This window comes from Pseudomonas fontis (assembly GCF_028656955.1).
Lineage (GTDB): Bacteria > Pseudomonadota > Gammaproteobacteria > Pseudomonadales > Pseudomonadaceae > Aquipseudomonas > Aquipseudomonas fontis.
This window is the reverse complement of sequence record NZ_JAMDGY010000049.1, coordinates 17,523-33,203: the sequence shown is the minus strand read 5'-3', so window position 1 is coordinate 33,203 and position 15,681 is coordinate 17,523. Positions and strand designations below refer to the sequence as shown.

At 64.6% G+C, this 15,681-nt stretch carries 7 protein-coding genes; 3 read left to right on the top strand and 4 right to left on the bottom strand.

Translation table 11 applies throughout. The features are described from left to right. Position 1: 1 nt before the first annotated feature. A complete protein-coding gene (locus M5G11_RS16165) occupies positions 2-886 on the bottom strand; it encodes a LysR substrate-binding domain-containing protein (protein WP_273910615.1) in 885 nt (294 codons plus the stop codon). Positions 887-1,029: 143 nt separating this feature from the next. On the opposite strand from M5G11_RS16165, the gene M5G11_RS16160 reads away from it, so the two are divergent. Next, positions 1,030-1,509, top strand: coding sequence for a VOC family protein (locus tag M5G11_RS16160; RefSeq protein ID WP_273910614.1), 480 nt, complete (start codon positions 1,030-1,032; stop codon positions 1,507-1,509). A gap of 12 nt (positions 1,510-1,521) precedes the next feature. Here M5G11_RS16160 and M5G11_RS16155 read toward each other — a convergent pair whose 3' ends face one another. After that, positions 1,522-2,499: a DMT family transporter gene (locus tag M5G11_RS16155; RefSeq protein WP_273910612.1), complete on the bottom strand. Its 978-nt coding sequence runs from the start codon at positions 2,497-2,499 to the stop codon at positions 1,522-1,524. A gap of 106 nt (positions 2,500-2,605) precedes the next feature. Between M5G11_RS16155 and M5G11_RS16150 the strand changes: the two genes are divergently transcribed. Both M5G11_RS16150 and M5G11_RS16145 read left to right on the top strand, forming a co-directional pair. After that, positions 2,606-3,496 (top strand): LysR substrate-binding domain-containing protein, encoded by an 891-nt coding sequence (locus tag M5G11_RS16150; protein WP_273910611.1) that lies wholly within the window; start codon positions 2,606-2,608, stop codon positions 3,494-3,496. Positions 3,497-3,712: 216 nt separating this feature from the next. Beyond that, entirely contained in the window at positions 3,713-12,688 is an 8,976-nt protein-coding gene (locus tag M5G11_RS16145) for an autotransporter-associated beta strand repeat-containing protein (RefSeq protein WP_273910609.1), read from the top strand. 196 nt (positions 12,689-12,884) lie between these two features. Here M5G11_RS16145 and M5G11_RS16140 read toward each other — a convergent pair whose 3' ends face one another. After that, positions 12,885-14,063 (bottom strand): trans-sulfuration enzyme family protein, encoded by a 1,179-nt coding sequence (locus tag M5G11_RS16140; protein ID WP_273910607.1) that lies wholly within the window; start codon positions 14,061-14,063, stop codon positions 12,885-12,887. Further along, positions 14,060-15,436 carry a cystathionine beta-synthase gene (locus M5G11_RS16135; RefSeq protein WP_273910606.1) on the bottom strand — a complete coding sequence of 459 codons (1,377 nt, stop codon included), beginning with the start codon at positions 15,434-15,436 and terminating at the stop codon, positions 14,060-14,062. The genes M5G11_RS16140 and M5G11_RS16135 overlap by 4 nt, the downstream gene beginning before the upstream one ends. Between the last annotated feature and the right edge of the window lie 245 nt (positions 15,437-15,681).

Here is a 15,681-nt window from a genome sequence, read left to right as displayed (position 1 = left end):
GTCAGTTGGCCGTTGACAGCAGCCAGTCGATGAACGACTTCACTTCGCGGCGTTCCCAGGCGTCTTCGGTGCAGATGCAGTAGTAGTTGTGCACGGCCGGCACCGAGATTGCCAGGGGCTGTACCAGTCGGCCTTCGTTGAGGTCGCGGGCCGACACCGTCTCATCACTCAGGGCGACGCCAAAACCATCGCGGGCGGCTTGCAGCACCAGGGCAAAGTCCTCGAAGTAGACGTGCGAGGCGCTGCGCGAGGTGCCGCCGGCTTCTGTCAGCCATTGCTGCCATTGCTCGCCGGCGTCTTCGTGCAGCAGGCGGTGGCGGGCCAGGTCGTCCACGCTGCGGATGGCCTGCGGGCCGCGCAAGTATTGTGGGCTGCACACCGGGGTTAGCTGGATGCCGTGCAGCTGCCGCCACCAGTAGCCCGGCCAGGGCGGTGAGCCATAGACCACGGCGATATCCGCCTTGCGCCAGTTGACCTGGTTGAAATAGGTGGCGGTCAGCAGGTTCAGGGTGAGGGCGCGGTTGTCCGCCATCAGTTCGAACAGCAGGGTGGCCAGCCAGGTGATGCCTTCTGCCGGCGGCAGCGACAGGGTCAACGTGATGGGCGGGGTTTGCACGTTTGCGCTGGCGTGCAGTTCCTCGACGCCGTCGCGGATTTCGCCCATCGCCCGGGCGACCCGTTGCTGCAGTACGCGGCCGCTGGCCGTAAGGGCCAGTTGCCTACCGCGCTTCTCGAACAGCTCGACCCCCAGGCTGCCCTGCAACGCCTTGATCTGCTGGCTGACTGCCCCGCTGGTCACGTGCAGCTCGACCGACGCCGCCGCCAGGCTGCCCAGACGGGCAACGCATTCGAATACCTTGAAGCTGTAGAGCGGTGGCAGGGCCATGGCGTGTCCGTGTGGTCGGCGGGGCAGTGCGAACTGTAGCGCACCCATGCGTCGGACCAGCAGCAGGTTGTCGACGGGGTGCCGGTTGATACACGGCCAGCCGACTAGAATCGTGGTGTTCCCGCCTTCCATGGAGCACCACCATGTCCCCCAACCTGACCCTTTGCCTGTGGTACGACGGCACGGCGCTGGACGCCGCGACGTTCTACGCCGCCACATTCCCCAACAGCACGGTGGGCGCCGTGCACCGCGCCCCCGGTGATTTCCCGTCGGGCCAGCAAGGTGATGTCCTCACGGTCGAGTTCACCGTCATGGGCACGCCTTGCGTGGGCCTGAACGGCGGCCCGATGTTCACGCACAGCGAGGCGTTCTCGTTCCAGGTGGCCACTGACGATCAGGCCGAAACCGATCGCCTGTGGCAGGCCATCGTCGGCAACGGCGGCGAGGAAAGTGCCTGCGGCTGGTGCAAGGACAAATGGGGGCTGTCGTGGCAGATCACCCCGCGCGTGCTGGTCGCAGCCATCACCAGCGCGGACAAGGCTGCCGCCAAGCGCGCCTTCGATGCCATGATGACGATGTGCAAGATCGACATCGCTACCATCGAAGCCGCGTTCAACGGCTGAGCATGCCTGCGCTCAGCGGCCGCTGTTCGGCGCCGTCAGCGTGTCTGCGGGCGCATTGGTTGCCGGGGCGGTTTTCTGCCCCGGCTTCAGGCGCGACACGCCGAGCAGTACAAACGCCAGGCCGATCAGTTGATACACCGAAATCTCTTCGCTAAGCAGCGCCCAGGAGGCCAGCAAGGTCAGCACCGGCCCCAGGTTGCCGACGGCCGCCGTGTGCGTGGCGCCCATGCGCTGGATCGCCAGCGAGACCCAGTAGATCGGCAGCACCGTGGACACCAGCGCCATCAACCCGGCATGCAACCACACCACTGACGGCAATTGCAGCAGTTGCGTGGTGTCGCCCACCAGCGCGTAGTGCCCCAGCACCATGAGCGATGACGCACAGCCGGCAAGCCCCGCCAGGCGCATCGAACTCATGCGCTTGAGCATCATGCCGGTGCCACAGTAGTACAGCGCGTAGGTCACCGCGCTGGCGAACACCCATGCCGAGCCGACGATCACCTGGCTGCCGAGACCGGCCACGCTCAGGTCATGCACAAAGGCGATGCCCAGGCCGAAGTAGCACACGCCCATTGCCGCGAGTGTGCGCAAGGTCGGCCGTTCGCGCAGGGCGATGGCCTGGAAGATCAGCACCAGGGTCGGGTAGGTGAACAGGATCAGCCGTTCCAGGCCGGCGCTGATGTACTGCAGGCCATAGAAGTCGAACAGGCTCGCCAGGTAATACCCGAGCATGCCGAGCAGCAGCACGCGCAGGCCGTCGCCCAGGTTCAACGGGGCGTTTGATGCGCTGCGGCTGAACCACAGCAGCCAGGCAAACAGCGGCAGCGACAGCCCCATGCGCATGGCCAGCAGGGTCACGGCATCGACCGTGCTGGCGGCATAGGCCAGCTTGACGAAGACCGCCTTGAGGCTGAAACCGAGCGCGGCCAGTACCGCAAACAAGCTGCCGTTGTGGATGGAGCGTTGGCAATAGGCGCGCACGCTGTTCATGAAAACCCCTGCGGTGGAGGAAATTGGCCTTATTCTAGGGCGAAGGACAATTCCCCAGAATCGCTATTTTGCGAACCAAGCCTTCGCCAACGGAGAAGCCCCTGATATGCACTTCGACTTGCTGGATCTACGTTTGCTGCTGGTGATTTCCGCCACCGGCAGCCTGAGCAAGGCGGCAGCGACCTTTCCGGTGGCGCTGTCTGCCGCCAGCACGCGGCTGCGCCTGCTGGAGGAGCGCTGCGGCGTGACGCTGTTCATTCGCAAGGCCGACGGCATGCACCTCACGCCCAACGGCCGGCTGGTGCTGGAGGCCGCACGCAGCGTGCTCGGCGAGGCGCAAAAGCTGCAAGACACGCTCAAGGAGCTGGCCGGGCAGCGGCGCATCACCCTCAACCTGGCGGCCACCACAGTGACCAACAGCACCGTGCTGCCCACCGTGCTCGGGCCGTTTCTGGCGGACTACCCGGAAGTCGACCTGGAACTGGTCGAGTACCGCAGCGCCGATGTGCTGCGCGCGGTGTTGAACGGCGAATGCGAGATCGGCGTGTATGACGGCAACCTGGTCAGCGAAGGGGTGATCTCCCTGCCGTTTCGCCGTGAGCGCCTGGTGATGCTGGTGCCGCTCGGTCACCCGCTGGCAGAGCGCGAGCATACGCACCTGCGTGACGCCCTGGGCTTTGCCTTTATCTGTTTGCCCGCCGAGCGGGCGATGCAGCGCTTTGTCGAGGCGCTGGCGATGAAACTGGCCATGCCGCTGCAAGTGCGGGTGAGGGCGCCGGGTTTCGAGGCGATCGCACAGTTGGTGGCGCAACGCGCCGGCATCGCCATGCTGCCGGAAACCACCGCGACCCGACTGGTGCAGGAACTGCCGGTGCGAATGGTCCGGCTCGAGGAAAGTTGGGCCAGTCTGGAGCTGCGTTTGTGCATCCGCAGTTGGGAGTCGCTGAGCTCCCATGGACGGCAGTTGCTGAGCTTTCTGTCGGGCAATGACGCATAACGCTCAGATTCGCTCAGGTAGCCGTATTCATTGGGCGAAACCGATTTCAGGCGTCAAAAAATAGATCGAATATTTGTGGTTTCGGGCATAGACAGAAGTCATTTTGCCATCACATAATCCGCGCCAATTTTCAGGGTGTGCGGGCGTTGATTTTGCGCCTGCCCCAACACTGCTGCCTTTCTGGCAGCAGCCTCTCTCATTCAAGGGAATGACGCGATGAACCACGTTTTTGCGCTGGTGTGGAATGCTTCGATGGGTTGCTGGACCGTCACCCACGAACACAGTAAACGCTGCCGCAAAAGCACGCGTCGCATGGGCAAGCTGGCCCTGCCGGCATTGCTGCTGCCATTGATCTTCGACTCGACTGCCCAGGCCGACTGTACCCCGGCAAACCCCGGGCCAACGGCGGCGGTAACCTGCACGAGCGAAACCACCATCACTCAGGACAACGCGTTCTCCAGCGCTTACACCGGCATCATCACCTTGAATTCCGGTAGTTTGGTGCTCGCCACCAACGCGGCGTTGGGTGCGGGCCAATTGCAGGTCAGCAGAACCTCAACGTTGCGGACGAGCGTCATCGACGTGGTGTTGAACAACAACGTGGGGCTGGACGCCAACCTCAACGTCTATGGCGACTACAGCCTCGGGTTGAACGGGGTCGTCTACGGCGCCGGCCAATTGCTCAAGAGCGGTACGGGCAACCTGACCCTGGCGGGTATCAACAGCTTTGCTGGTGGTGTTTCGCTCGGCGGCGGCACCTTGACCCTGACCAACAGCAATTCGATGGGTACCGGTGCACTGACCGCCATACGTACCAGCACCTTGACCAATACCCAGGCAGTGGCACTGGCCAACAGCCTCAACGTGAATGGCACCCTGACCCTCAACACCCCCAATGCCTTGACCCTGGGTGGCCAGATCAATGGCAGCGGCAACCTGATCAAGGACGGTCTCGACGAACTGGTGGTGGTGGGCAACAACAGCTTCAGCGGCACGCTCAACATCCTCAGGGGTGCCGTGACCACGCTGGGCGGGACAGCGCTGGGCAACCTCAGCTCAGCCAACATCAACAGCGCAGCAGCGCTCAATCTCAATGGCAATACCAGCATCGGCAGCCTGACTGGGACCGGGACCAGCAACATTGCCCTGGGCAGTACCTTGAGCCTGGGCGGCAACAACCTCGACAACGTATTCGCCGGTAGCCTGAATGGCGACGGTGCACTGAGCAAAGTGGGGACCGGCGTTCTCGAGCTGGGCGGGAGCAGCAGCCTTACCGGCAACAACCAGGTCAGTGCCGGCACCTTGAAGGTGAGCGGGACCTTGGGCGGTGGCCACCTGTCGGTCAATGCCGGTGGCACCTTGGCCGGCACGGGTACGATCGCGGGGCCTGTGACCGTGCAAAATGGCGGTCACCTGGCCGGTACCAGTGGCAGTACCCTGAATATGGGGGGGCTGACCCTGGCCGCCAACTCCATCACGGATGTTGCATTCGGCTCGCCGGTGACCGCCAGCACGCCGGTGTTCAGCGTGGGTGGCAACCTGGTGCTCGACGGTACCCTGAACATCAGCGACGCCGGCGGCTTTGGCAATGGCGTGTACCGCCTGTTCAACTACGGCGGCAGCTTGACCAACAATCTCATGGCCTTGGGCACGTTGCCCGCAGGCTTGAACCCGGGCGAGCTGAACTTGCAGACGGCGATCGCCAACCAGGTCAACCTGCTGGTCAACTCACCGAACCTGATCGTGCAGTTCTGGGACGGCAGCGCCGGTTTCCCTGATGGCATGGTTCAGGGTGGCAACGGCACCTGGAACAGTGGTGGCACCAACTGGACCGACCTCAACGGCAATATCAACAGCAATTGGTACGGCCAGTTTGCAGTGTTCCAGGGGGCTGCCGGCAACGTGCGGGTAGATGGGGCGAAAATCCTCGGCGGCATGCAGTTCATGACCGATGGCTATGCCCTGAACGCCGGTACTGCGGGTGTGATCAGCGCGGTCAATGGCAACAGTGGCACCTTCGCCGTACGGCTCGACCCAGGTGTCACCGCCAGCATCGATGTCGCTATCAACGGCCCGGCAACCCTCAACAAGCTCGACACCGGCACCCTGGTGCTCAACGGCGCCAATGCCTACACCGGCGGCACACTACTGAGTGGTGGCACCCTGGTCGTGGGCAGCGACAGCGCGCTGGGCACTGGCACCCTGAGCGCTGCGGCAGGCACCACGCTGGACAGCAACAAGGCCGTGACGCTGCTCAACGACACCAGCCTGTCCGGCTTGCTGAGCGTGGGCGGGAGCAATGCGCTGACCCTCAACGGCGTGATCAGCGGCAGTGGCAGCCTGGCCAAGAATGGCGCCGGGACCCTGAGCCTGGGCGGCAACAACAGCTATCGCGGCCCGACCGCGCTGAATGCTGGCGCCCTGGTTCTGACCTCCGGTTCGGCACTGGGCATGGGCGCGCTGAATGTGGCCAACGGTACCCAGCTGGACAACAGTGGCGCATTCAACCTGGGCAACACCGTGAACCTGCTGGGCAACCTGACCGTGCTCGGCAGCAACGACCTGGCTCTCAGCGGGCAGGTCAATGGCGTGGGAGGCTTGACCAAGCAAGGCGCCGCCAAGCTGATCCTCAACGGTAGCAACAACTTTACCGGCAACACCGAGGTCAACGGCGGAACCCTGCAGCTTCTTGGTTCGTTGAAGAGTGCCCAGGTCAACGTCAACAATACGGGCACCTTGGCGGGTAGCGGTACGCTAAACGGCGCACTGACGGTCAACAGCGGCGGCCATCTCAGCCTGAGTAGCGGCACCACCCTGTCAGTGGGATCGCTGACCATGAGCAGCGGCTCCAACTTCGATGCCGCACTTGGCGCGCCTTCGACGCAGGCATTGCTCAGCACCGGCAACCTGACCCTGGACGGCAATCTCAATGTCACCGACGCCGGCAGTTTTGGCGCGGGTGTCTATCGCCTGATCAACTACACCGGCAGCCTGGTCGACCTGGGGCTGGATGTCGCCAGCGCGCCGAGTGGTTTCGGGCTGGGTGATCTGCAAGTGCAGACCGGCGCTCTCGGCCAGGTCAACCTGGTGGTGAATACGCCGGACCTGGGCATGCGCTTCTGGGATGGCAGCAATGCGGTTGCCAACGGCGTGGTCGATGGCGGCGCGGGCACCTGGACTGCTGGCGGCGGCAACTGGACCTCGGTCAATGGCAACGTCAACAAGAGTTGGGCGGACGACTTCGCGGTGTTCCAGGGCACGGCGGGCAGCGTGACGGTCGAAGGGCCGCAACTGTTCAACGGCATGCAGTTCCTTACCAATGGCTACCGCCTGGAGCAGGGCGCTGGCGGGAAACTGACAGCGGTCAACCGGCTGGACGGCTATACGCTGATGCGCGTCGACCCGAATGTCACGGCGACCCTCGATGTGGCCATCGACGGCACCGGCACGTTGAACAAGGTAGACAGCGGTACGCTGGTGCTCAACGGCGCGAACAGCTACACCGGTGGCACCCTGCTCAATGGCGGGACCCTGGTGGTCGGCAACGACAGCGCCCTGGGCAGTGGCGCACTGAGCACTGCCGCCGGCACCACGCTGGACAGCAACCGCGCCGTGACCCTGGCCAATGCCATGGGCCTGAACGGCAACCTGACGCTGGCGGGCAGCCATGCGCTGACCCTCAATGGCGGCATCGTCGGCAGTGCTGGCCTGGTCAAGAACGGCTTGGCCACCCTTGCCCTGGGCGGCAACAACAGCTTCGTCGGGCCGGTGGCGTTGAATGCCGGTGGCCTGGTGCTGGGCTCCAATCGGGCGCTGGGCGCGGGTGACCTGAATGCGGCGGGGGGCACCACGCTGGATGCCAGCAAGGCCGTCAGCATTGGCAACACGGTAAACCTGGCCGGCAATCTGGGCATCGCAGGTAGCGCCGGCATCAACCTGGCGGGCGTTGTAGGCGGGGCGGGTGGCTTGACCAAAAATGGCCAGGCCAACCTGGAGCTCAGCGGCAACAATACCTACCAGGGTGGCACCACCCTGAATGCCGGGACCTTGACCCTGGGCAGCGCAACCGCCCTGGGCCAGGGCAGCCTCACTGTCGCGGGCGCCGCGTCGCTGGACAGCAGCAGTGCGCAGGTGTCGAGCAACGCTATCGGGCTCAACGCCAACCTGACGGTCGCCGGCAGCAATGACCTGACCCTGGATGGGGCCATCAGCGGCAACGCCGGGCTGGCCAAGAATGGCAACGCCAACCTTACCCTCAATGGGGCCAACAGCTATCAAGGCGGTACCACCCTGAACGCCGGCTCCCTGACCCTGGGCCAGGCGGGCGCCCTGGGCAGCGGTGCCCTGACGGTGAGTGGTGCATCGAACCTGAATGCCACCGGGCCGCTGGTGCTGGCCAACAACCTCAACGTCAATGCAGGCCTGACAGTCGCCAGCACCCACGACCTCACCCTGGCTGGTGTGCTGGCGGGCAATGGCAGCCTGACCAAGACCGGTCTGGCTGACTTGACCTTGAGCGGCAACAACAGCTTCAACGGCCAGTTCAATGTCCTGGTCGGCAGCCTGAACACCCTGGGTGAGACCGCGCTGGGCAGCAACGCCCAGGTCAACCTGGGCTACGGCAGCCAGCTCAACCTGGGCGGTTCCACCCACATCGCCAACCTGACCGGCAATGGCAACGCGAACGTGGCTGCGGGCACCACCTTGAACCTCGGCGCCACCGACCTGAGCAGCACCTTTGCCGGTGCACTGGGCGGCGCGGGGCAACTGAACAAACTCGGCAACGGCACGTTCATCCTCTCCGGCAACAGCGCCTTGAGCGGTGACACCCTGGTCAATGGCGGCACCTTGACGGTCAATGGCTCGCTGGCCAGTGGCAATGTCATCGTCAACAACGGCGGCACGCTGAACGGTGGCGGCAACCTGATTGGCGCGGTAAGCGTGGCCAACGGCGGTCACCTGGGCTTGAGCACGGGCAGCACCTTGTCCGCCGGCTCGCTGGTGCTGGCGCAGAATGCCAACCTCGACGTGGCACTGGGCACGCCGGTAGCGGGCGGCGGCACGGCACTGCTGAATGTTGCGGGCAACCTGACCCTGGATGGCACCTTGAATGTCACCGATCAAGGTGTCTTTGGGGCGGGGGTCTACCGCCTGGCCAACTACGGCGGGAACCTGACGGACAACGGCCTGAACATCGGCACATTGCCGGGGGGTACCGCAGCAGGTGACCTGACCGTGCAGACGGTGGTGGGCAATCAGGTCAACCTGCTGGTGGCCACCGCCAATACCACCGTGCAGTTCTGGGACGGCGGCCAGTTGGCCGGCAATGGCAGCATCGATGGCGGCAACGGCACCTGGGCTTCGGGCGTGACCAACTGGGCCAACGTCGACGGCAGCTACAACCAACACTGGGTCAACCAGTTCGCGGTCTTCCAGGGCGCAGCGGGCAATGTCTCGGTCAATGGTGTGCAGAGCATCACCGGCCTGCAGTTCGCCAGCGACGGCTATCGTCTGCTGAGCGGCGTGGCAGGCAGCCTGAACCTGGTCAACGGCACTGCCAGTGTGCGGGTTGATCCAAACAGCACCGCCACCCTGGATCTGGCCATCAACGGCAACGGTACGCTGAACAAGCTGGACAGCGGCACCCTGGTGCTCAACGGCGCCAACGGCTACACCGGCGGTACGCTGCTCAATGGCGGCAGCCTGGTGCTGGGCAACGCCGGTGCCCTGGGTAGCGGCACCCTGACCAGCGCTGCTGGCACCACGCTGGACAACCGCGTGGCGCTGACCTTGAACAACGACGTGCTGCTCAACGGCGGCCTGACGCTCGCAGGCAGCAATGACCTGGTGTTGGCCGGCAACATCGCCGGTAGCGGCGGCCTGACCAAGCAAGGCGCCAGCAACCTCACGCTCAGCGGCAGCAACAGCTTCGGCGGCGCGCTCGATGTATTGGCGGGTAGCCTCACCACGGTCGGTGGCGCAGCCTTGGGCAGCGGCACCGGGGTCAACCTGGCCAGCGGCGCCTCGCTGAACATCGGCAATTCCCTCACGCTGGCCAGCCTGACCGGCAACGGCAGCACGCAGATCGCTGCGCCCGCTGTGCTCAGCGTTGGCAGCAATGGCCTCGCCAGCAACTTTGCGGGTGCCTTGAGTGGCGCCGGCCAACTGAACAAGGTTGGCAACGGCGTGCTCACCCTCGGCGGCAACAACACGCTGAGCGGTGACACCCGCGTCGCTGCGGGCACCTTGAATGTTGCGGGCTCGCTGGCCAGTGCCAGCGTAGCAGTCGACAACGGCGCCACCCTGACCGGCAACGGTAGCCTCGCAGGCGCGGTCAACGTGGCCGATGGCGGCAACCTGAACCTGAACGCCGGCAACACCTTGTCGGTGGGTTCACTGGTACTGGGCCAGAATGCCAACCTCAACGTCGGCCTGGGCGCACCTGCGCTGGGCGGCGGTTCGTCGCTGCTCAATGTGGGCGGCAACCTGACCCTGGACGGCAAGCTGAATATTGCCGACCTCGGTGGCTTCGGCACGGGTGTCTATCGCCTGGCCAACTACGCCGGCAACCTGACCAACAATGGCCTCGCCATCGGCACACTGCCAGGCAACCTGACAGCGGCCGACATGCAGGTGCAGACGGCCGTGGGCAACCAGGTCAACCTGCTGGTGCAGGCGCCGAATACCACCGTGCAGTTCTGGGACGGCAGCAACGCCCAGAGCAACGGTGCGATCAACGGCGGTGCCGGCACCTGGAGTACCGGTGCGAGCAACTGGACCAGTGTCGACGGTGTCTTCAATCAGGCCTGGGGCAACAGTTTCGCGGTGTTCCAAGGCACTGGCGGGCAGGTCGGCGTCGAGGGTGCACAACGCATCGGCGGCATGCAGTTCGCCGGCAATGGCTACCAGTTGGTGGCCGGCAACGCGGGTAGCCTGACCCTGGTCAACGGCACCACCGGCAACACGGCCGTGCGCGTCGACCCGAACGTCACTGCCACCCTGGATGTCGCCCTCAACGGCAGCGGCACGCTGAACAAGCTGGACAGCGGCACCCTGGTATTGAATGGCGTCAACAGCTACAGCGGCGGCACACTGCTCAATGGCGGTACCCTGGTGGTCGGCAACAGCGGCGCGCTGGGCAGCGGCAGCCTGACCGCCGCCGACGGCACGCGCCTGGACAACAGCAGTGTGCTGGCCCTGAACAACGCAGTCGTCCTCAATGGCGGCCTGACCCTGGCCGGCAGCCATGACCTGACCTTGGCCGGTGCAATCAGCGGCACCGGCTCGCTGCTCAAGCAAGGCAGCAGTGCCTTGACCCTGAGTGGTGACAACAGCTTCAGCGGCGCACTGAACATCCAGGGCGGCAAGCTGACCCTGGACGGCATCAACGCACTGGGCAATGCCACCCTGATCATCGGCAGTGCAGGCAGCGTGGGCATGAGCGGTGCAACCACCCTCGACGTGCTCGGTGGTACTGGCCACATGAACCTGGTGGCTGGCAGTGCCTTGCAGGTAGGCGCCAACCATTCCGGCAGCGTATATGACGGCAACCTCAGCGGTCGCGGCAGCCTGAACAAGATCGGCAACGGCAAACTGGTGCTCAATGGCCAGTCCAGCGTTGGCGACACCCATGTCACCACCGGTAGCCTGATTGTCGGTGGCGCGGCGGGCAGCACCGCCAGCCTGGCCAGCAATGTGCAGGTCGACAACGGTGCCATGCTCGGTGGCCATGGCCTGATCGACGGCAACATCAGCCTGGCCAGCGGCGCCAAGCTCAACCCGGGCAACTCCATCGGTACCCTGCGTGTGGACGGCAACGTCAACCTGACGCCGGGCTCCATCCTGGAGATCGAAGCCAACCCGGACGGCACCTCGGACAAGCTGATCGCCACCGGCACCGTCAGCCTCGGCGGCGCGCGCCTCAACGTGTTGGCGGGTGCCGGTAGCTGGGCACCGGACAATCGCTACGGGATCATCCAGGCTGCAGCGGTCAACGGCACCTTTGCCGAGATCACCAGCAACCTAGCCTTCCTGACACCGAATGTGGCGTACTCCGCCACGGGTGTGGAGCTGCAGTTGCAGCGCAACGATGTCAGCTTCGCCTCGGCGGGCACCACCTCCAACCAGCGTGCGGTTGCCACGGCAGTGGACGCAGGTGGCAAGGGCGCCCTGTACAACGCAGTGTCGTCATTGAGTGTGGCCCAGGCTCGGGCCGCATTCGACAACCTCTCCGGCGAAGTGCATGCCAGCACCCAGGGTGCGTTGTTCGATGACAGCCGCCATGTACGCGACGGCATCAGCCAGCGTCTGCAGGCGGCCCAGGGCAGGGCGCCGGCGGATGGCGTGCTGCACAGCGACGCCGACAGCGGCATGACCTTCTGGATGCAGGGTTATGGCGGCTGGGGTGACAGCGCTGGCAACAGCAACGCGGCCAAGGCCGAGCACAACAGCAGCGGTACCTTGCTGGGTATCGACCTGCCGCTGAACGAGCATTGGCGTGTGGGTGTGGCGGCCGGTTACGGCAGCAACAAGCTCGATGTGGACGCGCGCAATTCGTCGAGCGACATCGACAGCACGTCGCTGACGTTGTATGCCGCAGGGCAGTGGGACGCGATCAACCTGCGCCTGGGCGCCTCGCATGCCTGGAACGACATCGACAGCAGCCGTCGGGTCAGCTTCGACGGGATTGCCGACCACGACAAGGCCAACTATGACGCCAAGACCACTCAGGTGTTCGGTGAGTTGGGTTATGCAGTCAAGGCGGGTGAGTTCACCGTTGAACCGTATGTCGGGCTGGCCCGCGTGAAGGTGGATAGCGACAGCTTCAACGAGAAGGGCGGTGCTACGGCGTTGCGTGGCGATAGCCAGAACGACAGCGTTACCTACAGCACCCTGGGTGTGCATGCCTCGACGCCGCTGGCGAAGGTTGCTGGGGTGCCGGTGTCGCTGCAGGGCACCTTGGGTTGGCAGCATGCCTTTGACGACCTGGATACCGAGCGCCAGATGGCGTTTGCCGGTGGCAACAACTTCACCGTGCAGGGTACGCCGTTGGCCAAGGACTCGGCAGTGGCGCAACTGGGGGTGAAAGCCCAGGTGGCTGCGGGCACTACCGTGGAACTGGGTTATGCCGGGCAGTTTGGTGATGGCTACAAGGACAACGGGGTGCGCCTGGGGCTGAATGTGAGCTTCTGATCTGCTGTGTAGGAGCCGGGCAAGCCGGCTCCTATCGGTCTGTGGGAGCGGGCTTGTCCCGCGATCGAGCGTGAAACGCTCGTAAACCCTGGCGTGGTGATCGTTCTGACACACCGCGTTTACTGGTTTTGCTGCCGCTTTGCGGCAGATCGCGGGGCTAGCCCGCTCCCACATGATTCACAGCGCCAATGACATCTCAGATCCGCGCCAACGCCTGCGCCAGGTCTGCGCGCAAGTCTTCCACGTCCTCGACCCCCACCGACAAGCGCACCAGCGCATCACCAATGCCCAGCGCCGCTCGGGTATCTGCCGGAATGGTCGCGTGGGTCATGATCGCCGGGTGCTCGATCAGGCTTTCCACACCCCCCAGGCTCTCGGCCAAGGCAAAAATCTCCACGGCCTCCAGGAAGCGCCGGGAGCCCGCAAGGTCAGTGTTCAAGTCCATCGAGATCATCCCGCCAAATCCGCGCATCTGCCGTTTGGCCAGCTCATGCTGGGGGTGTGACGGCAAACCGGGGTAATACACCCGCGCCACCTGCGGCTGGCGCTCCAGCCAGTGCGCCAGTTCCAGCGCATTGCTGCAGTGGCGCTCCATGCGCAACGCCAGGGTCTTCACCCCGCGCAAGGTGAGGAACGCATCAAACGGCCCGGCAATCGCCCCCACCGCGTTCTGGATGAAACCCAGGCGCTCGGCCAGATCAGGGTTGTCACCCACCACCGCAATACCACCGACCACGTCGGAATGACCATTGAGGTATTTGGTCGTCGAATGCACCACGATATCGAAACCAAGCTCCAGCGGCCGCTGGATCCACGGGCTGGCAAAGGTGTTGTCGGCCACGCAGAGAATCCCCCGCGCCTTGCACAAGCGAGCGATGGCGGCCAGGTCCGCCAGGCGCAGCAGCGGGTTGCTCGGGGTCTCGATGCAGACCATCTGCGTGTCATCGGTAAGCGCGGCTTCAAACGCCGCCAGGTCCGTCAGCTCGACAAAGCTGTAGCGGTGCCCGGCGCTGCGCCGGCGTACCCGCTCGAACAGGCGGAAGGTGCCGCCATACAGGTCGTTGCCGGAGACCACATGGGCCCCGGCATCAAGCAGCTCCAGCACTGCCGAAATCGCCGCCAGCCCGGAGGCGAAGGCGAACGCCTGGCTGCCACCTTCAAGGTCCGCCACGCAACGCTCCAGCGCCCAGCGCGTGGGGTTGTGCGAGCGGCCGTAGTCCAGGCCCTTGTGCACGCCGGGGCTCTGTTGCAGGTAGGTGGAGTTGGCATAGATAGGCGGCATCAGCGCCCCGGTGGACGGGTCTGGCGACTGCCCGGCGTGAATCACCCGCGTGGCAAAGCCGTGGGCGGCTGCCGGTTTATCGTGTTGGCTCATGGCAGGGATCTCCGTAAATGGTTGAGTAGATCAGAGCGGGTAATCAATCCATGGAAGCCCGAGGCATCGGCGATGATCGCCACCAGGCCACGGTCAAGCTCGGCCTGAAGCTCAGCCAGGCTGGCATTGGGCGGCAGGGTTTCCAGCTGGCCGGTCATGGCGCTGGCAACGGTTCGGCTGAAGTGCGACGCGTCTTCGTAAACGCCCAGCAGAATGTCGGACTCATCGATCACGCCGACCAGTTGCTTGCCATTGACCAGCACCGGCAGTTGCGACACATCGGCCAGGCGCATGCGCTGGAAGGCGGTGAGCAGGGTGTCGTCCGGGCCGACGCTGATCACCCGGCCATCCTCGAAGCGGCGCGCGACCAGGTCGCGCAGGTCGCCATAACGGGTACGTTGCATCAAGCCCTGGTCGGTCATCCATTGGTCGTTGTAGACCTTCGACAGGTAACGCGTGCCGGTGTCGCAGACAAAGCTGACCACCCGCTTGGGTTCGGTCTGCTCGCGGCAGTAGCGCAGGGCGGCGGCCAGCAGGGTGCCGGTGGAAGAGCCGCCGAGGATGCCTTCGGCGCGCAGCAGTTGGCGGGCATGGGCGAAGCTGTCTTCGTCGCTGACCGAATAGGCGTGGCGCACGCTGGACAGGTCGGCAATCGAGGGGATGAAGTCTTCGCCGATGCCTTCTACCGCCCACGAACCGGCGCTGCCGATGGCCCGGCTGCGGCTGTATTCGGCGACCACCGAACCGACCGGGTCGGCCAGCACCATTGCCAGTTCCGGCTGCACCCGTTTGAAGAAGCGGGTCAGGCCGGTGAGGGTGCCCGCCGAGCCGACGCCGACCACGATGGCGTCCACGTCATGTTGCATTTGCGCCCAGATCTCCGGCGCGGTGCTGCTCTCGTGGGCCAGCGGGTTGGCCGGGTTGTTGAACTGGTCGGCGAAAAAGGCGTCGGGAATGTCAGCGGCCAGGCGCGCGGCGACGTCCTGATAGTAATCGGGGTGACCCTTGCCGACATCGGAACGGGTGATGTGCACCTCGGCACCCATGGCCTTCAGGTGCAGGACCTTCTCGGTCGACATCTTGTCCGGCACCACCAGCACCACCCGATAGCCTTTGGCGCGGCCGACCAGGGCCAGGCCCAGGCCGGTGTTGCCAGCGGTGGCTTCGACAATGGTGCCGCCGGGGCGCAGGCGGCCATCGCGTTCTGCTGCGTCGATCATCGCCAGGCCGATACGATCCTTGATCGAGCCTCCGGGGTTTTGCGATTCAAGCTTGAGATACAACTCGCACGGGCCGGTATCAAAACGGCTGACGCGCACCAGCGGCGTGTTGCCAATCAGGGCAAGCACGGCGGGGCTGGAAGGGCTATGCATGTCGGTACACTCCTTGTGACAGGCGTAAAGGTTGCGCATGCACCATAGGCGTGCGATGGCCAACCCGCAACCGGCAGCTCGGCCAAAGCGTGGCCGGGTAGATCAGCAACTGCATGTGGCTGTGCCGAGAGTGGCGCAGAAGGCTGCCGAGTTGATCTTTCAGGGTGCCTGAACAGTGGGGGGAAGTTCCTCTTCTTTGAGAGTTGTAGGAGCGGATGTGTGAACTTTCTATGGGGGCGGTTAGT